The organism is Celeribacter sp., from assembly GCF_048261515.1.
Lineage (GTDB): Bacteria > Pseudomonadota > Alphaproteobacteria > Rhodobacterales > Rhodobacteraceae > Celeribacter.
The window spans coordinates 143,795-169,226 of the sequence record NZ_JBLXFZ010000006.1; the positions used below are offsets into that span (position 1 = coordinate 143,795).

Annotated in this window: 27 protein-coding genes; 11 read left to right on the plus strand and 16 right to left on the minus strand. The window is 61.0% G+C overall.

Annotated features, from left to right (window positions below):
* Positions 1-104 precede the first annotated feature (104 nt).
* Complete coding sequence (locus ACN0SC_RS11995; protein WP_417249914.1) at positions 105-290, plus strand: DUF6324 family protein; 186 nt, start codon at positions 105-107, stop codon at positions 288-290.
* A gap of 14 nt (positions 291-304) precedes the next feature.
* Here the strand turns inward: ACN0SC_RS11995 and ACN0SC_RS12000 are convergent, their stop codons facing one another.
* Positions 305-772 (minus strand): MmcB family DNA repair protein, encoded by a 468-nt coding sequence (locus ACN0SC_RS12000; RefSeq protein WP_417249915.1) that lies wholly within the window; start codon positions 770-772, stop codon positions 305-307.
* 72 nt (positions 773-844) lie between these two features.
* On the opposite strand from ACN0SC_RS12000, the gene ACN0SC_RS12005 reads away from it, so the two are divergent.
* On the plus strand, positions 845-1,696 hold the full coding sequence (locus ACN0SC_RS12005) for an aminoglycoside phosphotransferase family protein (protein ID WP_417249916.1): 852 nt from the start codon (positions 845-847) through the stop codon (positions 1,694-1,696).
* A 202-nt stretch (positions 1,697-1,898) separates the two neighbouring features.
* Here the strand turns inward: ACN0SC_RS12005 and ACN0SC_RS12010 are convergent, their stop codons facing one another.
* The 5 genes from ACN0SC_RS12010 to ACN0SC_RS12030 all read right to left on the minus strand — a co-directional run bounded on the left by ACN0SC_RS12010 (position 1,899) and on the right by ACN0SC_RS12030 (position 5,180).
* Entirely contained in the window at positions 1,899-2,231 is a 333-nt protein-coding gene (locus ACN0SC_RS12010; protein WP_417249917.1) for a hypothetical protein, read from the minus strand.
* Between the two features lie 89 nt (positions 2,232-2,320).
* Positions 2,321-2,794, minus strand: coding sequence for a transcription antitermination factor NusB (gene nusB / locus ACN0SC_RS12015; protein ID WP_417249918.1), 474 nt, complete (start codon positions 2,792-2,794; stop codon positions 2,321-2,323).
* A complete protein-coding gene (locus ACN0SC_RS12020; RefSeq protein WP_417249919.1) occupies positions 2,791-3,336 on the minus strand; it encodes a 6,7-dimethyl-8-ribityllumazine synthase in 546 nt (181 codons plus the stop codon). Before ACN0SC_RS12020 ends, nusB begins: the two co-directional genes overlap by 4 nt.
* Before the next feature lie 3 nt (positions 3,337-3,339).
* Positions 3,340-4,443: a 3,4-dihydroxy-2-butanone-4-phosphate synthase gene (ribB, locus tag ACN0SC_RS12025; protein ID WP_417249920.1), complete on the minus strand. Its 1,104-nt coding sequence runs from the start codon at positions 4,441-4,443 to the stop codon at positions 3,340-3,342.
* Positions 4,444-4,574: 131 nt separating this feature from the next.
* On the minus strand, positions 4,575-5,180 hold the full coding sequence (locus tag ACN0SC_RS12030) for a riboflavin synthase (protein WP_417249921.1): 606 nt from the start codon (positions 5,178-5,180) through the stop codon (positions 4,575-4,577).
* Positions 5,181-5,415: 235 nt separating this feature from the next.
* Here ACN0SC_RS12030 and ACN0SC_RS12035 point away from each other — a divergent pair, with 235 nt between their 5' ends.
* From ACN0SC_RS12035 to ACN0SC_RS12045, 3 genes are all read left to right on the plus strand, one after another.
* Positions 5,416-6,729 carry a capsule biosynthesis protein gene (locus tag ACN0SC_RS12035; RefSeq protein ID WP_417249922.1) on the plus strand — a complete coding sequence of 438 codons (1,314 nt, stop codon included), beginning with the start codon at positions 5,416-5,418 and terminating at the stop codon, positions 6,727-6,729.
* Between the two features lie 192 nt (positions 6,730-6,921).
* A complete protein-coding gene (locus tag ACN0SC_RS12040; protein ID WP_417249923.1) occupies positions 6,922-8,067 on the plus strand; it encodes a polysaccharide biosynthesis/export family protein in 1,146 nt (381 codons plus the stop codon).
* A gap of 7 nt (positions 8,068-8,074) precedes the next feature.
* Positions 8,075-9,937 (plus strand): capsular polysaccharide biosynthesis protein, encoded by a 1,863-nt coding sequence (locus tag ACN0SC_RS12045; protein WP_417249924.1) that lies wholly within the window; start codon positions 8,075-8,077, stop codon positions 9,935-9,937.
* Here the strand turns inward: ACN0SC_RS12045 and ribD are convergent.
* The 9 genes from ribD to dnaG form a co-directional block, all read right to left on the minus strand.
* The gene (gene ribD / locus ACN0SC_RS12050) at positions 9,930-11,012 is read right to left on the minus strand and encodes a bifunctional diaminohydroxyphosphoribosylaminopyrimidine deaminase/5-amino-6-(5-phosphoribosylamino)uracil reductase RibD (RefSeq protein WP_417250057.1); all 1,083 of its coding nucleotides are present in this window, start codon (positions 11,010-11,012) and stop codon (positions 9,930-9,932) included. The two genes, ACN0SC_RS12045 and ribD, sit on opposite strands and share 8 nt — an antisense overlap.
* A 26-nt stretch (positions 11,013-11,038) precedes the next feature.
* Positions 11,039-11,506: a transcriptional regulator NrdR gene (gene nrdR / locus ACN0SC_RS12055; protein WP_417249925.1), complete on the minus strand. Its 468-nt coding sequence runs from the start codon at positions 11,504-11,506 to the stop codon at positions 11,039-11,041.
* A gap of 146 nt (positions 11,507-11,652) precedes the next feature.
* Positions 11,653-12,072: a secondary thiamine-phosphate synthase enzyme YjbQ gene (locus ACN0SC_RS12060; RefSeq protein WP_417249926.1), complete on the minus strand. Its 420-nt coding sequence runs from the start codon at positions 12,070-12,072 to the stop codon at positions 11,653-11,655.
* Positions 12,069-12,470, minus strand: a complete 402-nt coding sequence (locus tag ACN0SC_RS12065; protein ID WP_417249927.1) for a hypothetical protein — start codon at positions 12,468-12,470, stop codon at positions 12,069-12,071. The genes ACN0SC_RS12060 and ACN0SC_RS12065 overlap by 4 nt, the downstream gene beginning before the upstream one ends.
* Before the next feature lie 139 nt (positions 12,471-12,609).
* Complete coding sequence (locus ACN0SC_RS12070) at positions 12,610-12,885, minus strand: hypothetical protein (protein ID WP_417249928.1); 276 nt, start codon at positions 12,883-12,885, stop codon at positions 12,610-12,612.
* Positions 12,886-13,012: 127 nt separating this feature from the next.
* Positions 13,013-13,297 carry an HlyU family transcriptional regulator gene (locus ACN0SC_RS12075; protein WP_417249929.1) on the minus strand — a complete coding sequence of 95 codons (285 nt, stop codon included), beginning with the start codon at positions 13,295-13,297 and terminating at the stop codon, positions 13,013-13,015.
* A 154-nt stretch (positions 13,298-13,451) separates the two neighbouring features.
* Positions 13,452-14,024 (minus strand): hypothetical protein, encoded by a 573-nt coding sequence (locus ACN0SC_RS12080; protein WP_417249930.1) that lies wholly within the window; start codon positions 14,022-14,024, stop codon positions 13,452-13,454.
* Positions 14,025-14,076: 52 nt separating this feature from the next.
* Entirely contained in the window at positions 14,077-16,080 is a 2,004-nt protein-coding gene (gene rpoD, locus ACN0SC_RS12085; RefSeq protein WP_417249931.1) for an RNA polymerase sigma factor RpoD, read from the minus strand.
* A gap of 284 nt (positions 16,081-16,364) precedes the next feature.
* On the minus strand, positions 16,365-18,356 hold the full coding sequence (gene dnaG, locus ACN0SC_RS12090) for a DNA primase (protein WP_417249932.1): 1,992 nt from the start codon (positions 18,354-18,356) through the stop codon (positions 16,365-16,367).
* A 503-nt stretch (positions 18,357-18,859) separates the two neighbouring features.
* Between dnaG and ACN0SC_RS12095 the strand changes: the two genes are divergently transcribed.
* The 3 genes from ACN0SC_RS12095 to ACN0SC_RS12105 are packed head-to-tail and all read left to right on the plus strand — an operon-like array spanning position 18,860 to position 21,619.
* Entirely contained in the window at positions 18,860-20,479 is a 1,620-nt protein-coding gene (locus ACN0SC_RS12095) for a pilus assembly protein TadG-related protein (protein WP_417249933.1), read from the plus strand.
* Positions 20,476-21,021 carry a TadE/TadG family type IV pilus assembly protein gene (locus ACN0SC_RS12100; RefSeq protein ID WP_417249934.1) on the plus strand — a complete coding sequence of 182 codons (546 nt, stop codon included), beginning with the start codon at positions 20,476-20,478 and terminating at the stop codon, positions 21,019-21,021. Before ACN0SC_RS12095 ends, ACN0SC_RS12100 begins: the two co-directional genes overlap by 4 nt.
* Before the next feature lie 16 nt (positions 21,022-21,037).
* A complete protein-coding gene (locus ACN0SC_RS12105; protein ID WP_417249935.1) occupies positions 21,038-21,619 on the plus strand; it encodes a TadE/TadG family type IV pilus assembly protein in 582 nt (193 codons plus the stop codon).
* Between the two features lie 121 nt (positions 21,620-21,740).
* Here the strand turns inward: ACN0SC_RS12105 and ACN0SC_RS12110 are convergent, their stop codons facing one another.
* Positions 21,741-22,235: a hypothetical protein gene (locus ACN0SC_RS12110; RefSeq protein WP_417249936.1), complete on the minus strand. Its 495-nt coding sequence runs from the start codon at positions 22,233-22,235 to the stop codon at positions 21,741-21,743.
* Here ACN0SC_RS12110 and ACN0SC_RS12115 point away from each other — a divergent pair.
* From ACN0SC_RS12115 to glpX, 3 genes are all read left to right on the plus strand, one after another.
* Positions 22,212-22,733 (plus strand): hypothetical protein, encoded by a 522-nt coding sequence (locus ACN0SC_RS12115; protein WP_417249937.1) that lies wholly within the window; start codon positions 22,212-22,214, stop codon positions 22,731-22,733. The two genes, ACN0SC_RS12110 and ACN0SC_RS12115, sit on opposite strands and share 24 nt — an antisense overlap.
* Before the next feature lie 109 nt (positions 22,734-22,842).
* Complete coding sequence (locus ACN0SC_RS12120) at positions 22,843-24,153, plus strand: homoserine dehydrogenase (RefSeq protein ID WP_417249938.1); 1,311 nt, start codon at positions 22,843-22,845, stop codon at positions 24,151-24,153.
* A gap of 267 nt (positions 24,154-24,420) precedes the next feature.
* Positions 24,421-25,398: a class II fructose-bisphosphatase gene (gene glpX / locus ACN0SC_RS12125; RefSeq protein ID WP_417249939.1), complete on the plus strand. Its 978-nt coding sequence runs from the start codon at positions 24,421-24,423 to the stop codon at positions 25,396-25,398.
* Positions 25,399-25,432 lie beyond the last annotated feature (34 nt).

Here is a 25,432-nt window from a genome sequence, read left to right on the forward strand (position 1 = left end):
CGAATGCAAGAGGGGTTAGGGCGAAAATTGCGCCCATATCGCTAAGCTTGCACCGCGCCGACGATCCGCGTATTTCCTGTTGCGCAACATCAGGAGCCATAGCCATGGGCATCAATTCCGAGAAAGACATCGAAGCCAACCTGCAAATCGGGCCGACCACCGAAGGCATGGTGCGTCTCTTCGTGGAAGCGGGTGAGATGGAAATCCCGATGGACTTCGACCCCGAAGAAGCCGAGGAAATTGCCGAAGAGCTGCGCGCGGCTGCGGCTCAAGCGCGCAAACTGGGCTAACGCCCCGCGTGGGCCTAATCGACCAGCCCCGCCACACCCGGATCCCGATAGCCCTGCAAGCGGCTCGCCGCCGTGCGCGCGAATTTCATATGCATAACCTTGCGCCGCGCGGGCGCGAGTTTGGCCTCATCGGGCATTCGGATGATCTCGGCACTATAGCTGTCGGCCAGAATCAGCCCCGTATCATCAGGTAAAAGTTCGGTCGGGAAATCCTGATCCACCGCGAAGAAGTAGCGGTCGCACCATTCCAGATAGCCCTGCCATTTTGTGTCCGAGGTGAAATCCGCGCGGCTCGATTTGCATTCGATGATCCAGACCTCACCTTTCGGCCCGAGCGCCATCACATCCACACGCAGCCCGCGCGTCGGCACCAACTCTTCGACGCAGACAAAGTCATGGCTGCGCATGTGACGGCTCACCCCGCGTGCCAGAAGCTGCCCAGGCTGGGCCCTGGAGAGGAAAGGATCAATCGTGTTGCTCATGCCCCAATGTGAACAAAACGGAAACACATTGCAAGACTTGTGCCCCCTGCCCCTCACGAACATAGTGGCGCGATGGAATTGACCACCGCCCTTGCCCGCTTTGAGGCCACCGACCCGACGCGGCTTGCGCAAACGCCGCGCGCGGACCTTTGGCGTGTTCAATGGCGCGGCGACGTGGCGGTTCTGAAACTGCTCACTGATGAAGGCATGGCGGCCAACGAGGCCCGCGCCGCCGACCTGCTGCGGATTTGGGACGGTCGTGGCGCAGTGCGCCTGCTGGATGCGAGTGTGGACGGGCGGGCGCAACTGATGGAGTATTTGGACGGGCCGCTTTTGGGCGATATTGCGCGGGACGGAGATGATTTGGCTGCGGCGGCAGAACTGGCGCAGGTAGCAATGTCCCTCGCCCAACCGTCTGATCCGCGCTTCCCTGATATCGAGACCTATGGTGCGGCACTGCTGATGGCATCGCCCACGCTCTTTCCCGCGCGCCACCGCGCGACCTTCGAGGCGGCGCGGTCGATGTTCCGGCACCTGCTCGACACCACCACCGAGCAACGCCTCCTGCATGGCGACCTGCATCACGACAACATTATGCGCGGAACACGGGGATGGGCGGCAATCGACCCCAAGGGCATTAACGGCGATCCACATTACGAATTCGCCAATGCCTTCCGAAACCCTGAAGGGTTGGAAGAAGACTGCGCACGGCCCGAGCGGTTTCACGCCTATGCGGAGACCTTTGCCAAAGCGACAGGGTTGAACGCGGCGCGGCTCAAGCAATGGGCCTTTGCCCATTGCGCTTTGTCGATTTCATGGAACCTTGAGCGCGGGCATTCCCCCGACGACGATCTCGTCCTGCTCACTCTATTTGCCAATCTGAGCGACGCCCCCTTGTCGCGCCCCCATGAACGGCTTACCTAGACCAGTGACGGGATCTGCTCGGTTCGTACATATGGGCGCAAGTCTCTGGTGGCCTTAAACACCCGAAAGGGAGCTGGCTCTGTCTGGATCCTGGTCCAGTTACCTGGCGCCCACCTGATATATCAGGCTTCGGGAGCAACGCGCTGCTACGGCTGCTGCGGTCCCCCGTCACCCTTTCCCACTTTGATAGATAGCTGTCGGACTAGCGGCGCCCCGCCTCGGCGGGCCGCGTCTCGACGGGCACGGGAATAGCAACAGGTGTGGCGTGAACCGGGATTGTGTCCCGCTTCCCACCTTGGTCGCCATCCTCACCCGTTTCCGCCATGCGCATGATCGTCATGCCAAACTGAACCCCCGAAAACACGATGCCATTCGCAGCCCAGAGAATCACCACAGCAATCGCACCGCCCTCGGTATGCGTGACGAGATGCCAGAGGTTGCCGACGTTGAAATAGAGCAAGGCCACCACGAAAGCCGCGGCCACGGCAAAGCCGATCAGCGTTTGAGTGATATAAAGTTTGACCAGTTTGGGCACGACAGGCTCCCCGATAACGATGCACGTTTGAGGAGAGGATAGCACCGCCTTGGAGCGATGCCAGACCGCGAATGGTCGCAGGTGCGGCCTTAGAAGGCTTCGGGATGCGCTTCGCGTGCCATGTGATCAAGCACGGCGTTGACGAATTTCGGCTCGCGGCCATCAGGGTAGAAGGCTTGTGCGACCTGAACAAATTCCACGATCACGACCTTGGGCGGGGTCTTTCCCGCCACCAACTCACCACCCGCAGCGCGGAAGAGCGCACGCAGGGTGCTGTCGATCCGCGCGATCGGCCATTTCGCCACCAGCGCACGGTCGGTCATCTGGTCGATCTTCGCCTGATTGGTGACGGCGGTTTCGGTGATGTCGTGGAAGCTGTCCACATCTCCTTCGATGAACTCGCCCTCCTCTTCCGTCACCAGACCGAAGAAATGGTCGTAGAACTGGCGGCGGACCTTATCCACCGTCGCATCCGACATTTCCATCTGGAACAGCGCCTGCACCGCGTAAAGGCGGGAGGCGCTTTTCATGTCACGTTTGCTGGGGGTCTTTGGCTCGCTCATGCGGTTTCGGGTCCTGTGGTCTCGCCCGCCATGCGGATCGCGTCGGAATGGAACCCCACGTTATCGCGGGGAGCCGCCCATTTGCGCGAAAGCGCGACGAGATGCAAGGCCGCAGCCGCCGCACCACCACCTTTGTTTTGACCCGCTGCCTCGGCGCGCACGTCGGCCTGCGCCTTGTTCTCGACAGTCAGGATGCCATTGCCGATACAAAGCCCCTGCAACCCCATGAGGGTCAGAGCCCGCGAACTGTCGTTGCACACGGTGTCGTAATGGGTCGTCTCGCCACGGATCACACAGCCAAGAGCCACGTAACCGTCGAAGTTGGACATGCGTTCGGCAATGGCAATCGCCGTTGGCACTTCAAGCGCTCCGGGCACCTCAACGAGATCCCACGTACCGCCAGCCGCCTCGATGGTGGCCTTGGCACCTGCAACCAACTCGTCGGCCACGTCCTTGTAATAGGGCGCCACGACGATCAGCACCTTCACGGGCTTGTCGAATGTGGGCAGGTCCAGAGTGTAATGAGCTTCATTCGCGGCCATATCTTAGCCCTCCTCGGAAATCTTGCGGGTGCCGACGATTTCAAGGCCATAGGCTTCAAGCCCGACCACCTTCGGCTGCGGGTTGTCCGTCACCAGTTCCAGTTTGGACAGGCCCAGAGCCGCCAGAATCTGCGCACCCAAACCATATTGGCGCAGGGTCTGCGGCGAGGCATGTTCGTCCGCGATCAGTTTCATCGTGATGTCGCGCAGAAGCACTACGACGCCGCGCCCTTCGCGTGCGATCAATTCCATCGCGCCTTCGATTTCCCGCGAGGTCCGCCCGATACCGAGCACATCCTCCAGCGGGTTGAGCGCATGCATCCGCGCCAGAACAGGTTCGTCCCCCGCAAGATCGCCCTTGGACAGAACGATATGTTCGGCGCCCTGCAAGTCGTCGGTGTAGATCTGCATGTCCCACGCGCCACCGAAGGCCGATGTGACCGTCTTGTTGGTGGTGCGGGTCACAAGATTGTCGTGGCGTCGACGATAGGCGATCAGATCGGAGATCGTGCCGATCTTGATATTGTGTTTCTGTGCGAAACCCACCAGTTCGGGCAGGCGCGACATGGTGCCGTCTTCGTTCATGATCTCGCAGATCACGGCGGCAGGCATCAGCCCCGCCAGACGGGAAATATCGACACCCGCTTCCGTGTGCCCCGCCCGCACAAGTACACCGCCATCGCGCGCGCGCAGCGGGAAGACATGACCCGGCGTCGCAATATCCTCGGCGGTCTTGGAGGGGTCAATGGCAACGGCCACGGTGCGCGCACGGTCATGTGCGGAGATGCCTGTTGAGACACCTTCTTTCGCTTCGATGGAAATCGTGAAGGCGGTTTCGTGGCGGCTGGAGTTGTTCGCCGCCATCATCTCCAGACCGAGCGCATCAATGCGCTCTCCCGTCATCGCAAGACAGATCAGCCCGCGCCCGTGGGTCGCCATGAAGTTGATCGCCTCGGGGGTCGCCATCTGCGCGGGGATCACCAGGTCACCTTCGTTCTCGCGATCCTCATGATCGACCAAAATGAACATGCGCCCGTTGCGCGCATCCTCGATGATCTCCTCGATGGAGGAAATTGCGGGTTTGTAATGCTCATTCGCGTCGGTCATATCGGGCCTTCCTTCGTTGCGCCCTCTCCGTTACCTCTTCGGCACGGATTTGGAAAGTGCGACCGCACGTATCACCCGTGCGCCCATGCACCAAGATATGCGGATGGACGGCTGCTCTCCGCCCGCGTCACTCACGCTTCGAATGCTTTGAGCCGCGCGACATAACGGGCCAGCGTGTCTATTTCGAGGTTCACCGCGTCACCAACCGAGGCGTCTCCCCATGTGGTGACGTCCTTGGTATGGGGAATGATGTTGACGCCGAAACGGCTGCCCTCAACCTCGTTGACGGTCAGCGACGTGCCATTGAGGGCCACCGATCCTTTTTCAGCGATATACCGTGCCAGCTCGGCAGGCGCTTCGAAGGTATACCGCGTGCTGTCACCCTCGCCTTCCATGCCGACGATCTCGGCCACGCCATCGACGTGACCCGACACGATATGACCGCCCAATTCGTCGGCCAGCTTGAGCGCGCGTTCGAGGTTGATCCTGCGTCCTACAAACCATGCATTGCGCCCGATGTTGGTCTTGTTCACGCTCTCGGCGGAGATCTCTACATCGAACCAGTTCTGCGGCGTGTCGCCCAAAGCCACCACCGTCAGGCACACACCGTCACAGGCAATGGATGCGCCAATGTCGATCCCGTTCACGTCATAAGAGGTGCCGATCCGCGCCCGCAAATCGCCGCGCTGTTCCAGCTCCAAAACGACACCGACATCGGTGATGATTCCAGTAAACATCGCATGCTCCTGTTTGCGGTTTCGCCACAGACCTAATGCGGTCTTTTCTTCCTTACAAGCCAGCACGATATGGATTTGTGCCTCGCTCTGCGCTAAAACCGCGTCACCGCGCACCTTTAGGGCTATGTGTGGTCCGTCATAAATTGGCCCGAAAGTGGCGTTAACGAGTGCTGAGTTAACCTCGTCGCGCCCCGATCTGACGGCGCACCCATGAACAAAGGACGGCCCACGGCACATGACCACGCAGGCTACCCAAATCGCTGCCCCTCCCGCCTCGGCCCGCGTCTTCTTGATGCTACAGGGTCCGCACGGGCCGTTCTTCTGGCAGTTGGGCAAAATGCTGCGAGCAGCGGGTGCCGAGGTTTGGCGCGCGGGGTTCAACGCAGGCGACCGTGCCTTCTGGTTCGATCCCAAGACCTTCCTGCCCTATCTAGGAACGCCGGAGGAATGGCCCGACACCTTTGCGCAGATCGTCGCGGACAAGGGCGTCACCGACATCGTTCTCTACGGCGACCCCCGCCCGATGCACGCCATGGCCGTGGAAAAAGCCCGCGCACTCGGCCTGCGCATCCATGTCTTCGAAGAGGGCTATATCCGCCCCTTCTGGGTTACCTATGAACGCGATGGCTCCAACGGAAATTCCGCGCTGATGGAGCTGACAGTGGCCGATATGCGCGCCGCGCTGGAGACCATCGAAACCGACAATATCGAACCGCCCGACCATTGGGGCGACATGCGTCAGCACATCTTCTACGGCGCCCTCTACCATTGGTTCGTGATGTTCCGAAACGGCGCATTCAAACATTTCCGCGGCCACCGCGACCTGCCCGTGTCAAAAGAATTTTCGCTCTATTTCAAACGGTTGCTGATGATGCCGCTGCACCGCATGTCGCGTCGTTGGCGCACGTGGCGCATTCGCAATTCAGGCCACCCGTTCCACATTGCCTTGCTTCAACTCGAACACGACGCAAGCTTTCAGGTGCATTCGCCCTACACCTCGATGCCCGAGTTCATGTCCGACGTGATCGCAGGGTTTGCCAAGGGCGCACCGCGCCACCACCACCTCGTGTTCAAAGCCCATCCGCTCGAAAACGACCGCCGCGATCTGGTGGCCGAAATGCGGCGCATCGCGCGCAGCCACGGGATCGAGAAGCGTGTGCATTTCGTGCGCGGGGGCAAGCTCGCGGGCCTGCTGAACTACGCCCGCTCCGCCGTCACCGTCAATTCCACATCTGGACAACAGGTGCTTTCACGCGGCCTGCCGCTGCGCGCTTTCGGTACTGCGGTCTATGACAAGCCCGAGTTTGTTTCCCGCCAGCCTCTCGACGAGTTCTTCGCCGCCCCCGACCGCCCCGACACGCGTGCCTATCGCGATTTCCGCCAGTTCCTTCTGGAGACCAGTCAGGTGCCTGGTGGCTATTATTCCGCACGCGGACGGCGCCAACTTCTTCGCCTCGTCGTCGACATGATGTTGGCCGAGCGTGGCCCTTACGAGGCGTTGATCAGCGGGAAAGCGCCGCCGCGCCAGCCTGTGCGCCTCATAAGGTAGGCTCCGCGCCCCCATATTTCGTGCGCCTGCACACGCCCACCACATCCCCTGCCCGCCGCCCTTCCACACGCGACCCCTGCGCAACAGTTGTCTGCGCCCCGCGCCCGCCAGCCCCCGCGCGACTGGATTTTTGCGTTCAAATCGTCTATCTGTCCTGAAAAGCTTGCAAAAAGCATGAAGAGGAACAGAGCAGTGAAATTCCTTACAACGCGCACGGCCCGTGTCGTGATCGCCGCAGCCTTGGTGGCGAGCATTTCCGCCTGTGGCCTGCCCCGTTCGGGGCCCAACAAGCGCGAGATTTTCTCCGGATCGGTTTTGCAGGAGGGTGATGCCTTCATCATCTCCGTCACCGACCGCGTCACCGCCGCGACCGCCATCACGCAAAGCCTTGGTTTCTCGTCGGAGTTCATCAACGCGGGCCTCGTCGGCTCCGACACGATCTCGGCGGGCGACACGCTCTCGCTGACGATCTGGGAAAACGTCGATGACGGCCTTCTTGCCAATCAAGGTGCCAACGCCACCGTGCTTTCCGAAGTGCAGGTAGACGGTGCGGGTTTCATCTTCGTGCCCTATGCGGGACGGATCAAGGCTGCGGGCAACAGCCCCGAAGCCATCCGCCGCATCATCACCGAAAAGCTCAACACCCAGACCCCCGACCCGCAGGTTCTCGTTTCGCGCGTCGCAGGCGATGGCGCGACCGTTACCGTCGCGGGCCGCATCAACGGCCGTGGCATCTATCCGATTGAACGCCCCACACGCACCCTTTCGGCCATGCTTGCCGCCGCTGGTGGTGTCTCCGTCGAACCCGAAACCGCCCGCATCAAGGTCGTGCGCGGCGGCCATACTGGCACGGTCTGGTATGAGGATATCTTCGACAATCCGAAATACGACATCCCGCTGCGTGGCGGCGACCGCATCCTTGTCGAGGCCGACCCGCGCGAGTTTACCGCGCTCGGCGCGACAGGCGCGCAAACCGTGGTGCCCTTCGAAAGCCGCACCCTCTCCGCGCTTGAGGCCATCGCCCGTGTGGGCGGTCTGCGCACCAATTCGGCAGATCCCACGGGTGTCTTCATCTTCCGCAACGAAGGCGAAGAGCTGGCCAAACAGGTGCTTGGCCGCGACGACATTGTGGGCACCCAGCGTCTCGTTTACGTCCTCAACCTCACCGAGCCCAATGGGCTGTTCCTCGCTCGCGACTTCCTCGTGCGCGATGGCGATACCGTCTACGTGACCGAAGCACCCTTCGTGCAGTGGCAGAAAACGCTCGGCGCGATCACTGGAACGATCAACTCCGCCGATGGTCTGGCAACGGCGGCTGGCGATCTCGGCGGAAGCTGACCTCCCCATGTCCGACAAACACGACGCCCCGCCAAATGTCGCGGGGCGTGGTGCGTTTGACGCCGCACTGACCGCCCCCTCCAATGCCGCCCTGCGCCGCGCCGTCGTCACCCATCCGCGCGCGCAAAGCGCAGCATGGCTCGGTGCCGCGCCGCTCTGGGCCGATGGCTGTGCATTCGGTGTCTGGACAGATGGCACCGCCAATCCTCTCGATGGCGCGGAACGTTCCGAATTCGAAGCTGCACTGCGCGAAGCGCCACTCGACGATACCGCCCTTCTGGATCGCGCCCGCGCGGGCATCGAATGGTGGGTAACATCGCAAATTCACAAGTTTTCAACCGATCATAGCGACGACGCGCTTCCAAATGTTCCATTTGTGCTACTTTTGGATCAGAGCAAAGACGACGCGCGCCTTGGAACTTCTGGTAACAGCAGCGCCGACCTACGCGAAATCCTCATCTTTGCGCGCACCGAGCTCCTTAACGCCCATGTCGTGATCCTCACCGCCGAGAACGGCCATTTCACCGAGGAGGACGCAGGCCCGAACGTCACGCTCTTGCCCGCAACGGCAAACCCGTGGCCCCTCTTCGAACGCGCTACCGCCGTCTATACCCACAGCGCCGAGGCAGGGTTTTGCGCCCTTCTCGCAGGACACCGCCCGCGCGTCTTCGGGACGCCGTGGTATGCGGGTTGGGGGCTGACACAGGACGAAAATCCCTCGCCCTATCGCGGGCGCAACCTTACCCGCGCGCAACTCTTTGCCGCCGCAATGATCGAGCAGGCCCTCTGGTTTCACCCCGACACGGGCACGCAAATCGAGTTTGAACACGCCATGGCCATTGCCGAGGCCCGCCACCGCGCCGCCCGACAGGACAGCGATGGCTATGTGATCACGGGGCTGGCACGCTGGAAGCACCAGTTCATGCGGCGCTATTTCGGGCGCAACTCCGCAACGATTTCCGACCGCCCCGATACGGTCGCCGCCGCGAAGGCCTTTGGCGCGCGCCACATGGCATGGGGCATGGACCCCGCCGCCGATCTGCGTGTTGAGGACGGCTTCCTGCGCTCCAAGGGCCTCGGCGCCGCTTTGGTGCCACCCGTTTCGCTGGTGGTCGACGACCTCGGGATTTACTTCGACCCGACCCGCGCCAGCCGCCTTGAGAAGTTGATCACCGCGCGCGAAACTCTGCCCGATCACGCCGCACGCCGTATCCGTGCCTTTCTCACCCACCTGCACGCGCTTGGACTGAGCAAGTATAACCTTGAGGCATCCACGACAGAGCCCCTCCCCGATGGCGAGAAAATCCTTGTTGTGGGACAGGTCGAAGATGACGCCTCCATCCGCCTCGGCGCGGGAGAAATCGCCACCAACGCCGCCCTACTCGACGCCGCGCGCGCCGCGCATCCCGATGCTGTGATCGTCTTCAAACCCCATCCCGATGTGGAAAAAGGCCTGCGCAAGGGCGCGCTTACTCCCCTCGCGTCCAAGGCCGATATCGTCGCCCGAAATGCCGACCCGCTGACGCTGATCGACGCTTGTGACCATGTCTGGACCATGACTTCTCTGATGGGGTTCGAGGCGCTCTTGAGGGGCAAGGACGTGACGGTGACGGGCACGCCCTTCTACGCGGGTTGGGGGCTGACACGTGACCTCGGTCGAGTGCCCGCACGCCGCGCCGCACGCCCCTCACTCGACGCTTTGGCCCATGCGGCCTTGATCGACTATCCGCGGTATTTCAATCCCGAAACGGGCGCGGCGATCTCGCCCGAATGCGCCCTCGATATGCTCGCTACCCACACGCAGGGACGCAGCGGCATCGCCGTCAAAGCGCTCTCAATACTACTGAAATTGCGCGACAGTATCAGGTAGTCCGGGGCGCCCGCGTCCAGAGCGACAGCACATCGGCACCGATTTTCTCAACGCTGGACAAAGCGAAACGTGGTGCTTGCGACAAATGCACCAGCCCCATAGCCCCGAGACTTGGAAGCCCGTCCGCTCCGATGGCCACACCTGCCGAGAACAGCGCCGCGCGATCCACCAGATCGGCTTTCAGAAGCGCACCCGCAAGCGCACCGCCGCCCTCGCAAAACACCCGCGTCAGCCCCGCCGTGCCGAGCGTTTCCAAAGCGGCGGAGGGATCAATCCGCCCCTGCGTGACAGGCACCTCGAAAAGCCGCGCACCAATCCCCGTCCAGGCCTCGACCAATTCACGCGGGGCGCCTGGTCCGTGCAAGACCCACAGGGGCACCTCGCCTGCCGTCATCGCCAATTTTCCCGTCAGCGGCAGATCCAGAGCGCGGGACATCACGACCCGCACGGGTTGGCGCGTTATTCCCAGACCGCGCACGGTCAGGCTCGGATCATCAGCACGCGCCGTGCCCCCCCCCACCAGAACCGCATCATGATCAGCGCGCATTGCGTGGACACGCCGCCGCGCATGCGGCCCCGTAATCCACTGGCTCTCTCCTGTCGCGGTGGCAATCCGCCCGTCCCAAGAGGCCGCCATTTTCAACGTCACTATCGGACGACCATCATTGACACGTCGGAAAAACCCGTCGAGCACCTCCGCCGCCTCATCCGCGCATAGCCCCGTCTCCACCGCAATCCCAGCCGCGCGGAGCATGGCGATGCCGCGCCCGTTCACGCGCGGGTCAGGATCGCCACAGGCCACAACAACCCGCGACACGCCCGCCGCGATCAGAGCTTCGGAACATGGCGGGGTTTTGCCGTGGTGGGAACAGGGCTCCAGTGTCACGTAAACTGTCGCGCCGCGTGCCAATGCTCCCGCCTGCGCCAGCGCCACGGGTTCTGCATGGGGGCGCCCACCGTCCTGCGTCCACCCGCGCCCGACAACCCGCCCGTCAGCCACGATCACGCAGCCCACGGCAGGGTTCGGCCACGTCCGACCAAGCCCGCGCCGCGCAAGGGCGATCGCGTGCCGCATGTGGGCCACGTCAACACTCACGGAGATTACTCCTCGGGAGGAAGTTCGGGACGCAACTCGCTGACAAATTTGTCAAAATCGTCGGCCGCTTGAAAGTTCTTGTAGACAGAAGCGAAGCGCACATAGGCCACGGTGTCGATCCGCGCGAGGCTTTCCATGACGATCTCGCCAATGGTTTTCGACGGAATATCCGTCTCGCCCATGCTTTCGAGACGACGCACGATGCCCGAAATCATCTGGTCCAGACGTTCGGGTTCGATGGGACGTTTTTGCGCCGCGATACGGATCGAACGCTCCAGCTTGTCACGGTCGAAATCTTCGCGCCGTCCGTTTGTTTTCACCACCACGAGATCGCGCAACTGCACCCGCTCATAGGTCGTGAACCGTCCTCCACAGGCCGAACAGAACCGACGCCGACGGATCGCAACGTGATCCTCCGCGGGGCGACTGTCCTTCACTTGGGTATCCAAATTTCCACAAAATGGACAACGCATAGGGAGTTCCCCTCTTTCTTCTCTACTGCCTCACCGTAGGGTCTTCGCCCCACTTATCCACAGGCACTATAGGGGGCCTCCCATAATTTGGGTAGATGGAAAATTGACAACGATATGTTGTGTTGCCTCCAACCCGCGCGGCAGCACTAGCGCATCATCGCCACGACGCGTCTCAGGTGTGGATGGTCCCGATGTTCGAAAAGGTAAATTCCTTGCCACGTGCCAAGGCACATCCGTCCAGAAATGATCGGAATTTGTAAAGTTGTGGGAAGCAGTGCCGACTTGATATGCGCAGGCATATCGTCGGGGCCCTCATAGGTATGGGTGAGATAGCGCATCGAGGGATCGGTGGTCGGCGGCACAAGACGGGTGAAGAATGCCTGAAGATCCGTGCGCACTTCAGGGTCCGCATTTTCCTGAATGAGAAGGGAGGCGGAGGTGTGCTGAACGATCAACGTCAGCACCGCCTCATCCGCATCCTGCTGCGCCACCCACGCCGCAACTTCTGTCGTGAATTCGTATAGCCCTGGCCCGCGCGTCGAAATCTCGAACTGGCAATGGCTCATTCACAGCTCCCCTTGCTGAGCGGATCCACCGTGTCCGAGCGACAAAAGCCAGCGTCCTGCATGGCAAAAATCAGCGTATCAAAGTCGAAATATCCGCCCGCATCGCAGGAAACAGATGCAAGCACCGCCTCACCACGCCGCACATTCACACCTCCAACAACCGTCCTGTCGATCTTGTCGGCGTTCCAGTGGAGTTCATAGATGAAATCGCCGTTGGGAATTTCCACCATATCCCAAATCCCGCGTCCGATCCCCGACCATGGCTGCATTGTGATCGCGTCAAAGTCGCGCGTCAGCTCAATCTCGGGCGCCTCGGCGGGACCAAAACGGTAGGTGACGCGGTTTTCGTTGGGCGTGAGGCATAGCTCGACGACCTTCCCCGCCACCGTGCAATTCATGATCGGTTCCTGATTGCCTGCGCAGGTGGCGTGAGCGGCAGATACAGAGCACACCACTACGGCAGCTATGGCGAACGGACGGTGTGTGAATGAATGTCTCATACGCGGACAGTAGCGGAAGGCGCACGCGTGATAAAGCTTAGGTGGCGACGCCCTCAATGACACACTTCACCACGGGCGCGTGCTCGCTGCCCAACGAAACGGTCTCAACCGCTGCACCATCGACGGGAGAGAGAAAGACCTGATCGAGCGTCGCAATACAACGCGCCAACTCATCGGCAGGCACAGGTATCTCAATTATCTCCCGCGCCTGCTCGGCGGGGTGGCATAGCGAGAAAAGGGACGGCGGCGCGGCAAAGCAAACCCCGGCGAGAAGTGCAGAGACAGTCGTGAGTGCCAAGAGGCGATGTGTCATAGCGTTGCCTTTCTGAACCATGTGTTCAGTCAAGAAACGCCAGTGGAGTTAATAAGGTTTCAATATTCGGCGGCTTTACCCGCAAAATTACGCGTCGTCTTAAGACTAAGAGGGTGCCACGCGCCCCTCAGTCGAAGATGCCCACGCCCATCTGATCAATGAAAACTTGAGCCTTGCGCAGGCTCTCCGCCCGCGCCTCAGTTTCGCTCGCCATGGTATCGGCGCGCACCATCTGATGCGTTTTCATCGCGCCATCAATCTCGCGCTCGATGCGAGCCGCAACGCGAAACCCGCCCGCGTCTTTGATCGGTTCGGGGTAGATGAGGAAGCCATTATACTCCTCAGCGGCCGCCTTCTTGCCCCCGCCCGAAGCGTCCCCTTTGCCCCCGAAAAGTTTGGAAAATAGCCCCATCTCGCGCACCTCCTGTTTAAGCTGAGTTTGGCGGGATGGCGCGGGGAGTTCAAGGCTAAGAGAGGTGAGATATGTACTTAGCCAATGGCACGCCCAAAACGCCACAGTGCAAAACGACCCGTTGATGAGAACGCAAAGCTTCTATCGGGAAACGTTAGCTTTCAATCCCATTTTTCAAAAGCTTATGGAAGCCAGAAACCTTTTTGTACATCATCTCGGTAGAGAACTGATCGGGGTGAGCAAAATTTCTTACCCCGTTATCGCCTCCCAGATCTTTGTAGATCTTTGAATACAGCAACAGCGTGGTCTCTCTTAGGGCACGTGGTGACGGAATACGTTGCTTTTTCAGGACTTCTAGTTGGTCCAAGTGTGCAACAAACTTGTCTCTGTAGCCTCTTACCAGTGTATGAAAGTCTGTATACGATACATGCTCGAACGTTTTGAGCCCTAGCGCATCTGACTTAAGAGCGCGCTGCAGACCGCTCTCGAGCTCTGACCGAAATCTCTCATGCTCATTTTCATCAATTAGTTTTTTCCAATGATGCTTTTCCTCCCATTTCCCGAACAGCTTGCACCAATCGGCGCAAATCGTATGAAAAAGAGAATTGTAGAGCGTAGCAACCAGCACATTGCCATTCTCGAACTCTAAACGATCCACAGCCATCAAAACTTCACTCGCGTCAAGAATGCTTTGCATCACATGAAGCGCAAGAAACCGTTTATCCATCGCATTACTCATATCACAAAAAACGCCCCCCTTTCGGGAGGCGCTCCTATCTTTACTGATCCAAGAACGACCGCAGCTTGCGAGATCGCGAGGGGTGCTTCAGCTTGCGCAGGGCCTTCGCTTCGATCTGGCGAATACGTTCGCGGGTCACAGAGAACTGTTGGCCGACCTCTTCGAGCGTGTGATCGGTGTTCATGCCGATACCGAAGCGCATCCGCAGCACCCGCTCTTCGCGCGGGGTGAGGCTCGCCAAGACGCGCGTTGTCGTCTCTTTGAGGTTCTCTTGGATCGCGCTGTCGAGCGGCAGGATCGCGTTCTTGTCCTCGATGAAATCACCCAGTTGCGAATCTTCCTCGTCGCCAATCGGCGTTTCCAGAGAGATCGGCTCCTTGGCAATTTTCATCACCTTGCGGACCTTTTCGAGCGGCATTTGCAGCTTCTCGGCCAATTCCTCCGGCGTCGGTTCGCGACCGATTTCGTGGAGCATCTGACGACCAGTCCGCACCAGCTTGTTGATCGTTTCGATCATATGGACCGGAATACGGATGGTGCGGGCCTGATCGGCAATCGAGCGGGTGATCGCCTGACGGATCCACCACGTCGCATAGGTGGAGAATTTATAGCCGCGCCGGTATTCGAATTTATCCACGGCCTTCATCAGGCCGATGTTGCCTTCCTGAATGAGGTCAAGGAATTGCAGACCGCGGTTGGTGTATTTCTTGGCAATGGAAATCACGAGACGCAGGTTGGCCTCGACCATTTCCTTCTTGGCCTGACGGGCTTCTTTTTCGCCCTTCTGGACCTGTGCCACGATGCGGCGGAATTCGGAAATGTCGACGCCGACATACTGGCCGACCATCGCCATCTCGCCGCGCAATTCCTCAACCTTGTCAGAGAAACGGTCGATCAGCATCTGCCAACCGCGTCCCGTTTTCGCATCCATCCGCTCAAGCCACGTCGGATCAAGCTCGGAACCGCGATACTCGTCGATGAACTCGCGGCGGTTAATGCGCGCTTGGTCGGCGAGTTTCACCATGCCGCTGTCGATGGACATGATGCGCTTGTTGATACCGTAGAGCTGGTCGATCAGCGCCTCGATACGGTTGTTGTGGAGATGCAGCGAGTTGACCAGAGTGACGATCTCGGAGCGCAGTTTCTGATACTCCTCCTCGTCGGCTTTCGAGAATGTTCCATCCTCGTTGAGCGTGGCCGACATCCGCAGATCCTGCATCTCGGAGAGACGTGCAAAGTCGTTGGAAATCTGTTCGAGCGTTTGCAGAACGGACGGTTTGAGAGCGGCTTCCATCGCGGCGAGCGACATGTTGGCCTGTTCGTCCTCATCGTCGTCATCGTCATCATCGGAAGCAATCGGGTTGCCGTCCGCGTCGAGTTCCTGCTGCTTCTCGGCGGCGGGTTTCGCGGCCGCCTCCGTTTGCACAGCGCCGCCGACGACGGGTTCTTCGCCCTCGTCCTCGTCGAGCCCTGTGCCAAAGGTGGCCTCAAGGTCGATCACATCGCGCAGCAGAATGTCCTCGGACAGAAGCTCGTCGTGCCAGATCGTAATCGCCTGAAAGGTCAGCGGGCTTTCGCACAGACCTGCGATCATCGTGTTGCGGCCTGCCTCGATGCGTTTCGCAATCGCGATCTCACCCTCGCGGGAAAGCAATTCAACCGACCCCATTTCGCGCAGATACATGCGCACAGGGTCATCGGTGCGGTCGAGCTTTTCGGTCTCCGAGGAGGCAAGCGTCACGTCGCGGTTCGACTTGGCCTCGACCAATTCGCCGCCTGTCGCGCCGTCCTTGCCCTCTTCCTCTTCGGCTTCTTCAGCCTCGATAATATTGATGCCCATTTCCGAGAGCATCGACATCACGTCCTCGATCTGCTCGGAGTTCACCTGATCAGGCGGCAGTACCTTGTTGAGTTGATCGTAGGTGATGTAGCCCTTTTCACGCGCCTCCGAGATCATCTTCTTGACCGCGGTCTGGCTCATATCGAGCATTTCTTCCTGGTCCTGATCGTCGCGTTTGGCGTCGTCGTTGTCTTTGGCGGCCATCTGGCTCTCCTCATACGTCCCTATACGCACGCCGCGACCCCGTAGCTCACAAGGCGCGGAGCCGTTATCGCGTGGCGTTGCGAGTCGATTGATCTCAATCGCCCGCCCCAGATCAGCGCGAATCATGTCACGCGAATCACCGATTCGCCACCCGAGTAGCGCATATTCGCTTAGCATTTGCGTCTTGGCGCTCGGATTACAAGGGTTCACGTGCCTTTATCGCAACGTCCGTTGCATCCTCTCACGGGCTCTGACGGGTGATTCGCACCGATTCTCCCCCGCTCTCAGCGGGGCTTGCTGCCGCCCGTGAGACGCTCAAGCAATTCGCGAAAGGCGTCGCGCTCGTCGCGTTTGAGTTCAGCGCCATTGTCGGCGATGTCGAATTCGGTGCGATCCTCGGCCTCGGCCTTGGTCGCGCGGTTGCGTGCCTCCGCCGCCTGATAAAGGCGCCAAGTCACATTTTCATCGCCCGCTTCCACCAGATCGACGATCCCGTCACTCAACTCGGCCTGATAACCGCGCCGCGCCTTGATCTTCGCCAACTCCTCGGTGAGGCAGGCCTGCGCGACCTCGGGATCTGGATTGCGCACTGGCGGAGCGATCTGGACATGGGGATGGGCGAAAAGGCGATCAATCGAGCCGCGCCCGACCATCTCCGTCACCACATCGCGCAGGGTCTCCCCCGCATCCGCCCGCGTCACAATGGCATCAAGGATTTGCGCGTGATCGGGACTTTCGGGGAGAAGATGCTCAAGCTGGCTAAGAAAAACCTCGGCCATGCTCGGATTGCGCAGCACCGTGGCAAGGATCACAGCCTCGCGCATCAGGTCCGCGAATCCCTCGTCACCCGCAACCAGCCGCGATGATTTCACCCCTTCGGTTGGGATGGCCAGTTGCTTGCCCCAGCCGCCACGCCCGCCACCGCCCGAGCCGCGCCGTGGCCGCGAGTAGCCACCCTGCTGGGGTGCGGGCCCGCTATCGGGACGCCCGCCCGCGGGGCGGAACAACTCGTAGCGCATCTCCTTGAGGATTTCGCCGTAGTGGCGCTTGATCGACGGATCGGTGATCGGGCGGATCGCATCGCGCAGGGATTTGTCCAGCGCCGCGCGCCGTTCGGGGCTGTCAAAGACCTTGCCCTCGGTCTCCCGCCGCCAAAGCAGAGCCACCATCGGCAGAGCGGTATCAAGCTGCTCCTGCATCGCCTCGACGCCCTTGTCCTTAATCAACTCGTCGGGATCGGTGCCTTCGGGCATCACGGCAAAGCGCAGGCTCTGCCCCGCCTGAATGAGCGGCATGGCCAGATCAATCACGCGGTAAGCGGCCTGAAGCCCCGCGCGATCCCCGTCGAGCGCGATCACAGGCTCCTGCGCCATGCGCCACATCAGTTGCAACTGGTGGTCGGTCACTGCGGTGCCGAGAGGCGCCACAGCCGCCCCAAAGCCCGCCTCCGAAAGCGCGATCACATCCATATAGCCTTCGGCCACGATCAGCGTCTGACCCTTACCACAGGCCACCCGTGCGGGACCGTGATTGTAGAGCGCGTGGGATTTGTCGAAGAGGATCGTCTGCGGGCCGTTGAGATATTTCGCGCGCGCATTGGGGTCCATCGCCCGCCCGCCAAAGGAGATCAGCCGACCACGTGCATCACGGATCGGGAACATGATGCGGTCGCGATAGAAGTCATACATCGCCCGCCCGTCATCGGGCTTGCCTGCCAGTCCCGCCTCATGGGCGGTCTTGTCGTCAATGCCCTGATCCTTGAGATAGGCGAGAAGCGCATTGCCCGCGGGCGCATAGCCGATTTCAAATTGCTCACGTGTCTCGGGGCGCATCTGCCGCCGGTCGAGATAGGCGCGCGCATTCGCCCCGCCCGCCTGCGCCAGCGACATTTTGAAAAATCGCTGCGCCGCTTCGAGAACCTCCGCCAGTTCGGAACGGCGGTCAGCCTTCTTCTGCGCTTGCGGGTCGCGTGCAGGAATGGGCATCCCCACCTCGCGGGCCAGAATTTCCACCGCCTCCATGAAGTTGACGTTCTCGGTCTCTTTCACAAAACCGATCGCGTCCCCTTTCGCATGGCACCCGAAGCAGTAATAGAAGCCCTGCTTGTCATCGACATGGAAAGACGCGGTTTTTTCCTGATGGAAAGGGCACGGTGCCCACATGTCGCCCTTGCCCTGATTGGACTTGCGCGGATCCCACACGACCTTGCGCCCGACCACTTGGGCCAGCGACACGCGCGAGCGTAGTTCATCCAAGAATCCCGGTGGTAGCGACATGGGGCGCAGTATCCGCTTCCGCGCCTGCGCTGTCCAGCCGATTGCGCGCGCTCCTCGTCACTCAATCGCGGGCGCTAAACGGGGCGGAAATGGCCCCTGCCGCGCGGCAATCTGGCACGCGTTCATCCCAAATTAACCATGTCGCGACAGAATCGCGGTGCCGCAGAATCGCTTTGCGGCGAAATGGAGGCAAATGTGGCGGCTTCGGCGCGCAAATGTGGCGCAAATGTGGCGGCCAGTTCTGGATAGAAACGAAACCCCGCATGAACGCGGGTATTGTTGCCGCAATGCGACCATAATTCCACTAAGCCTTTACGCAGGATCAACTTTTAACCTATTAATCAGGCCAGCCCTACGTGCGCGCACTTGCCGTGTTACGCTGGGTTAACTGGGATTGGGGGCACCTCACGCAAGAGCGGAATGGTGCTATGCAGAATGAATACTCGTCCGCGTCGGTTATTGGGACGCAATCGCGCGCTTTGGGGAAAGAGCGCGATAACGGCGTGAAACAGGAGCGCCGGCCATTCGGTCGCCGCCTGTCGCTTCGTCATATCCATCGTCGCTTCGCACGCAACGAGGAGGGATCCTTTGCGATCTTCTCCCTGTTCAGCATTCTCATCATTTTTGTCCTCGCAGGGATCGGTGTCGATCTGATGCGCCACGAGGCGCTGCGCACCGAATTGCAGGGCACCCTCGACCGCGCGGTGCTCGCCGCAGCAAACCTCGACACCAATGCCGATGCCGAAGAGGTCGTGACCGACTACTTCGAAAAGGCGGGCCTCGGGGAATACCTCAACGACGTCCAACAGACAGGTAACGGCAACCAGCGTACCATCTACGCGGAAGTCAAAGGCATCGTGCCGACCTTCTTCCTCAAACTCGTCGGCATCGAAACACTCGAACTTGGCACTCACGCAAAAGCGCAGCAGGGGATTACCGATCTCGAGATCGCCATGGTCCTCGACGTGTCAGGCTCGATGCGTGACTACAGCCGTATTAGCAACCTGCGCAGCGCGGGCGAGAAGTTCTCCGAGATCGTCTTTGGCAACTCGGACCCCGATCACATCGCGGTTTCCGTCGTCCCCTATTCCACCCAGGTTAATGTGGGCCAAGACGTGCTGGGCGCTTTCGACATCGACGACGCGCATAACACCTCCGCCTGTATCAACTTCGAGGGGCAGGATTTCTCCTCCAACGGGCTCTACTTCAAGGACAACGACGATGGTCGCCACTATGAGCAGACCATGCACTTCGACCCTTTCTACAACCGCAGCTACAACTCGGGCCTCAGCCTCGAAACCTGTAACCCCTCCTCCAGCAATACCGCGCTGCTCTTCTCGCGTTCGGAATCGGCTGTGACGAACAAGATTAAGAACCTCACCACCGACGGGAACACCTCCATTGATCTCGGCGTGAAGTGGGGCGCGGCGGTGCTAGACCCGTCCAACCGCCCCCTCGGCTTGCACCTCGCAACGAACAATGTCGTCGATCAATCGATGGCGGGTCACCCGCTCAACCGCTCCGCCTCGAACCTCAAGGTAATGGTGGTGATGACCGATGGTATGAACACCAATCAGTACTACATCCCCGATCCCTATCGCGAGGGGCTAAGCGATCTCTACATCTACAACGACCGCGTGTCCTTTCCGTCCAGCGACCGCGAGTGCTATTACAGCTGGGGTAAGAAATACTGCTATGACGTCGAAGGCTACTACGTCCCCCAGACAGGCTACTTCTACGAGGACGAGCCTTACGGCGGCGACAAAGCCCGCCAGCTGACATGGGCCGAGGTTTGGTCACGGTTCACGGTGACATCGCACGCCAACGCGCGCCGCGATGCGAATGGCAACAGTAACTCCACCTACAATAGCTGGATCAACAAAACTCGTAAATCCATCGGGGGCACCACCAAGAACACGCGCCTGCTGACCGCCTGTCAAGCGGCCAAGGACGCTGGCATCATCGTCTTCACCATCGGGTTCGAAGCGCCAAACAGTTCCGTCACCCTGCTCAAAGAATGCGCAACTTCTGACAGTCACTACCACGACGCCGATGGCGCACAGTTGAGCGATGTCTTTGCCTCGATCGCGACCAAAGTTACGGAATTGAGGTTGGTTCAATGAGTATTCTGTCACGTCTCACCCGCCGCCTGCGCCGCCATCGGCGCGACGAGGAGGGGTCCGCCACAGTCGAATTCGCTCTGATCTTCCCCGCATTTGCGATGTTGCTCATGGGCGGGTACGAGGTGGGCTATTACGCGGTCAGTTCCACAATGATGCAGCGCGGCCTCGATCTCGCCGTGCGCGACATCCGTCTGGGTGCAATGCCCACGGTAACGCCCGAAAACGTGCGCCTCTCGATCTGCACCTATGCGCGGTTCGTGCGTGGATGCTCCGACAATATCCACATCATCCTTGAGCCCGTGGACGCGCGCAACTTCGACATGCCCAACAAGACGGGTGAATGTATCGACCGCGCCTCCAACACCATTCCCGACACTATCTTCCAAGACGGTGGCGAGAACGAGTTGATGCTGGTGCGCGCCTGTATGAACGTCTCGCCAGTGCTGCCGCTGGCGACGATCTCCTCGCGCCTCGAAAAGTCCTCCGGCTCAGGCTACCAGATGTATGCCACAGCAGCCTTCGTCAACGAACCCAACACCTAAAGGAAGGTGGCCGCCCATGTTGTCAGTCATCAACCGCGTAAAAGCCGCCCGCGCCCGCTTCCACCGCGCCGACGAGGGGTCCATGTCCGTCGAGGCGATCATCTCGGTGCCCGTCGTCTTTACGGCGCTGATCTTTTCCTACTGCTACTTCTCCGCCTTCGAGGCAAAAGCGCAGGCCAACAAGGCCGCCTATACGCTGGCCGATTACGTCACACGACAAACCGACGCCGTCACACCCGAATTCATCGACGGGTTGAAGGGCATCTACACCTTCCTCACTCGCGACTATGACGTCTCGGTGCGTGTCTCGGCCGTGAAATGGATCGAGGAAGATGGCGACGAAGACTCAGGCGAATACGTCCTGCAATGGTCCACCGCCAAAGGCGACTTCGATCCCCTCACCGACGACAATTTCGCAGTTATCGAAGGCCGTTTGCCGATCATGTCGGCGGGCAATGAATCCATCGTTGTCGAAACCATGCGCTATTGGAGCGCACCGATGATTATCGGCCTCGACAAGGTGCAATTCTACGACATCATCTCGTCGATGCCGCGCTTTGCCACCCATGTCGCCTTTGATGATTCCGGTCGGGGCTGATCGCGCCAAACCACCTCTTATCGCAGATCACACCGCGCCCCGTTAGGCGCGCGGTTTTCTGTGTCCTATCAGTTGCATCAGAAGCGAGGCTCAACGGGCCCACAGGCCTTATAGCGCTCGGTCAAGCAATCGGCGAGGAAGGGTTTGCCACACGGGAAGCGAGGATATCGGCCATCGCCTTGCCCTCGCCTGCGGGTGTCACGCCACCTATACCGATCCGCCGACCAAGCCGCCAGTAGAGGCCAGGGGCCCATGCACGCGCCTTGCTCCCTGCGCCCGCGCCAGACTTGAGCACCACAACGAACCCGTTCGACGGCTTGAAGGCAAAGGCACCGCGCTCGACCTTTTGCACCTCGTCGATGCGGCACAAGACCTCGCCCGTGTTCAACTCCAGCCCCTGCTGCGTCAGAACCAGATGTGCCTGCGTCGCGGTCCATGAGCGTGCGGACACCGCCAGCGCCCCTGCTCCGACCACCAGCATGAAAACCTTCCAGCCCGCCGACATCTCGCCCGTTTTCATAGCGATGTAGATCAACAGCGCACCCAGACCTACCATCATTGCCACCGAGAACACGCGGCGGATGGGGGATGGATGGAGGTAGAAATTATCGTCCACGAGCGGCACTCCCTTGGCTGTCTCGCGTTCTCCCTACCCTGCCGCCTGCCCGCACGGCAAGGGGGAAGCGGGCGCGGTCGAGACTGGCCGTTCGATGCGCTCCGCCCATTGCCCCCGCCGCGCGCGCTCGCTACTGTCCGCGCCAAGGTGTGCATCGCGCGCGTCACTCGCGGCACCACGCCAATCCGCAACCAACCCGAAGGGGGCATCACATCCATGCGCATATCGCCCGCCCCCTTTCACCGCCATCTGTCGCACCGTGCCGCCCTTGCGATCCTGATCGCATGCGGAACACTCACGGCCTGCTCCCCGAGCGAAGACATCAGAAGCGCACTGCCGCCGGTGCCTGAAGATACGCCGTGGCCCACCCTCGTGCCCCGTTCCCAAATTGAATCTCCTGACGATGAAGCCATCGCGCAAAGCGAGGCTGAGACCGACGCGCTTCTCGCCCGCGCCGCCGCCCTGCGCGCCCGCGCAGCGTCGATGTCCGCGCAATAAGCCACGTCCCCGCGCCCTGCCCGACCCACGCCCCGTTGCACCGCCCTGCGTTTAGGGCTATCAGCATCGCCGAATTCACCGCTGCTATCTTTCCTTTCCTGAGGTTCCCATGTCCGACACTTCCTCCTCCAAGCCCCCCCTCCGCCTCGGCATTGCGGGTCTGGGCACCGTCGGCGCGGGCGTCATCAAGATCGTGCAGCGCAAAGCCAATCTGCTTGCCGCGCGCACGGGTCGCCCCATAGAGATCTCCGCCGTCTCCGCGCGCAACCGCGACAAGGATCGCGGCGTGGATATCTCCGCCTATGCGTGGGAAGACGATCCCGTCGCGCTTGCCCTGCGCGATGATGTAGACGTGCTGGTGGAACTGATGGGTGGCGCAGACGGCCCCGCCAAAGCCGCCACCGAAGCAGCCCTCGCCGCTGGCAAGGACGTGGTCACGGCCAACAAGGCCATGCTCGCCATCCACGGCAACGAACTGGCCGCCAAAGCCGAAGCCAAAGGCGCCGTCCTGCGTTTCGAGGCGGCCGTCGCGGGCGGCATCCCCGTAGTCAAAGCGCTCACCGAAGGCCTCGCAGGCAACCGCATCACCCGTATCGCAGGCGTGATGAACGGCACCTGCAACTACATCCTGACACGGATGGAGAACGAGGGACTGACCTACGACGAGGTTTTCGATGCTGCCAATGCGCTCGGCTATCTTGAAGCCGATCCGACCCTCGACGTGGGCGGCATTGATGCGGGCCACAAGCTCGCGCTGCTCGCGTCTATCGGTTTCGGCACCCGCGTGGCCTTTGACGACATGGTGTTGGAGGGGATCGAACGGATCACCATCGAAGACATCAACCACGCCGCCGACATGGGCTATCGCATCAAACTTCTGGGCGTCGCGCAGATGACAGGCCGCGGCCTTGAACAGCGCATGACCCCCTGCCTCGTCCCTGTCAAAAGCCCCCTCGGCCAGCTTGAGAACGCCACCAACATGGTGGTGCTCGAAGGCGACGAAGTGGGTCAGGTCGTGCTACGTGGCGCGGGCGCGGGCGAAGGACCGACGGCCTCCGCTGTTCTCTCCGACGTGCTCGACATCGCGCGCGGCTTCCGCATCTCGACCTTCGGCGTGCCAGCCACGACACTCGACAGTTCGACCCCCGCCGTTGCATCCACGCCCGCGCCGCACTACCTGCGCCTGTCGCTCGTCGACAAACCCGGCGTTCTGGCGAAGGTTACGGCGGCACTGGGTGATGCGGGCGTCTCCATCGACCGGATGCGCCAGTATGGCCAGCACGACAACCCCGATGTGGCCCCCGTGCTGATCGTCACCGATCCGACCTCGCGCCGCGCCATCGACGAGGCGTTGACCGTGATGGAAACCAGCGGCGCTCTGGCCGCCCAACCCGTCACGATCCGCATCGAGGACGTGTAACCCACGCGCGCCAAACACCACGCCAAATTCCTATACCCGCCGCCGCCATGACGCGCGCGGCCCGAGCAGCCGTGCGCCCGCGAATACGGACGCGCTGCTCGGCGCAAAAAACGGCACACAACCCAACCCCGCGAAATCCTTAGCGCTTTGGCTCTCCGTTTGCGCAAACATCACAGATGTTAGCGCACACAGCGTCTTGCCCACGTCCTGAAGATATGCACAAGAACGTCTGCACCGTTGACATAAATGACCGACAGGACCACCTCCATGGCACCGCCCAAGAACCTCTTCTACGACCGCATGCTCTCCCTCGGCCTCGCCCGCGTCGCCGAACAAGCGGCAATCGCCTCCGCCGACTTCATCGGCCACGGTGACGAGAAGGCCGCCGATCAGGCTGCGGTCAATGCCATGCGCGACCAACTTAACCAGCTCGACATCCACGGCACTGTGGTGATTGGTGAGGGGGAACGCGACGAGGCCCCGATGCTCTACATCGGTGAAGAGGTCGGCACGGGCAACGGTCCTGCTGTGGACATCGCGCTCGACCCGCTGGAAGGCACCACGCTGACGGCCAAGGACATGCCCAATGCGCTCACTGTCATCGCCATGGCGCCGCGCGGCACGCTCCTGCACGCGCCCGACGTCTACATGGAAAAACTCGCCATTGGGCCGGGTTACGAGAAAGACGTCGTTTCCCTGAAAATGTCCCCGACCGAACGTGTCGAGGCGCTGGCCAGGGCCAAAGGCGTCACCCCCAAAGAAATCACCCTGTGCGTGCTTGAACGCCCTCGCCATGAAAACCTGATCGACGAATTGCGCGCCACGGGTGCTGCGATCCGCCTGATCACGGACGGCGATGTGGCGGGCGTCATCCACTGCGCCGAACCCACAACGGGCATCGACATGTACATGGGCTCTGGCGGCGCTCCCGAGGGCGTCCTTGCGGCCTCCGCGCTCAAATGCATGGGTGGCCAGATGTGGGGTCAGCTGCAGTTCCGCAACGACGACGAGAGAGGCCGCGCCGACAAGGCAGGCATCCGTGATCTCGACCGCATCTATGCGCGCGACGACATGGTGACTTCTGACGTGATCTTTGCGGCCACGGGCGTCACCGACGGCTCCATCGTGCGCGGCATCGTCCGCACGCCCACGCATCTGACGACCGAAACCATCCTGATGCGCTCCAAAACGGGATCGGTGCGGCGCATGACCTACACCAACCCGATCGGTGGCTCCGCCGCCTAGGCGCAACACGCTTGCGAAAGACTACAAAGGCGGC

Bases quoted from the DNA above. Each gene is read 5' to 3' on its own strand.
- ACN0SC_RS11995 (WP_417249914.1), top strand. From the start codon at position 105: ATGGGCATCAATTCCGAGAAAGACATCGAAGCCAACCTGCAAATCGGG.
- ACN0SC_RS12000 (WP_417249915.1), bottom strand. From the start codon at position 772: ATGAGCAACACGATTGATCCTTTCCTCTCCAGGGCCCAGCCTGGGCAG.
- ACN0SC_RS12005 (WP_417249916.1), top strand. From the start codon at position 845: ATGGAATTGACCACCGCCCTTGCCCGCTTTGAGGCCACCGACCCGACG.
- nusB (WP_417249918.1), bottom strand. From the start codon at position 2,794: ATGAGCGAGCCAAAGACCCCCAGCAAACGTGACATGAAAAGCGCCTCC.
- ACN0SC_RS12020 (WP_417249919.1), bottom strand. From the start codon at position 3,336: ATGGCCGCGAATGAAGCTCATTACACTCTGGACCTGCCCACATTCGAC.
- ribB (WP_417249920.1), bottom strand. From the start codon at position 4,443: ATGACCGACGCGAATGAGCATTACAAACCCGCAATTTCCTCCATCGAG.
- ACN0SC_RS12030 (WP_417249921.1), bottom strand. From the start codon at position 5,180: ATGTTTACTGGAATCATCACCGATGTCGGTGTCGTTTTGGAGCTGGAA.
- ACN0SC_RS12035 (WP_417249922.1), top strand. From the start codon at position 5,416: ATGACCACGCAGGCTACCCAAATCGCTGCCCCTCCCGCCTCGGCCCGC.
- ACN0SC_RS12045 (WP_417249924.1), top strand. From the start codon at position 8,075: ATGTCCGACAAACACGACGCCCCGCCAAATGTCGCGGGGCGTGGTGCG.
- ribD (WP_417250057.1), bottom strand. From the start codon at position 11,012: ATGCGGCACGCGATCGCCCTTGCGCGGCGCGGGCTTGGTCGGACGTGG.
- nrdR (WP_417249925.1), bottom strand. From the start codon at position 11,506: ATGCGTTGTCCATTTTGTGGAAATTTGGATACCCAAGTGAAGGACAGT.
- ACN0SC_RS12060 (WP_417249926.1), bottom strand. From the start codon at position 12,072: ATGAGCCATTGCCAGTTCGAGATTTCGACGCGCGGGCCAGGGCTATAC.
- ACN0SC_RS12065 (WP_417249927.1), bottom strand. From the start codon at position 12,470: ATGAATTGCACGGTGGCGGGGAAGGTCGTCGAGCTATGCCTCACGCCC.
- ACN0SC_RS12070 (WP_417249928.1), bottom strand. From the start codon at position 12,885: ATGACACATCGCCTCTTGGCACTCACGACTGTCTCTGCACTTCTCGCC.
- ACN0SC_RS12075 (WP_417249929.1), bottom strand. From the start codon at position 13,297: ATGGGGCTATTTTCCAAACTTTTCGGGGGCAAAGGGGACGCTTCGGGC.
- ACN0SC_RS12080 (WP_417249930.1), bottom strand. From the start codon at position 14,024: ATGGATAAACGGTTTCTTGCGCTTCATGTGATGCAAAGCATTCTTGAC.
- rpoD (WP_417249931.1), bottom strand. From the start codon at position 16,080: ATGGCCGCCAAAGACAACGACGACGCCAAACGCGACGATCAGGACCAG.
- dnaG (WP_417249932.1), bottom strand. From the start codon at position 18,356: ATGTCGCTACCACCGGGATTCTTGGATGAACTACGCTCGCGCGTGTCG.
- ACN0SC_RS12100 (WP_417249934.1), top strand. From the start codon at position 20,476: ATGAGTATTCTGTCACGTCTCACCCGCCGCCTGCGCCGCCATCGGCGC.
- ACN0SC_RS12105 (WP_417249935.1), top strand. From the start codon at position 21,038: ATGTTGTCAGTCATCAACCGCGTAAAAGCCGCCCGCGCCCGCTTCCAC.
- ACN0SC_RS12115 (WP_417249937.1), top strand. From the start codon at position 22,212: ATGGAGGTAGAAATTATCGTCCACGAGCGGCACTCCCTTGGCTGTCTC.
- ACN0SC_RS12120 (WP_417249938.1), top strand. From the start codon at position 22,843: ATGTCCGACACTTCCTCCTCCAAGCCCCCCCTCCGCCTCGGCATTGCG.
- glpX (WP_417249939.1), top strand. From the start codon at position 24,421: ATGGCACCGCCCAAGAACCTCTTCTACGACCGCATGCTCTCCCTCGGC.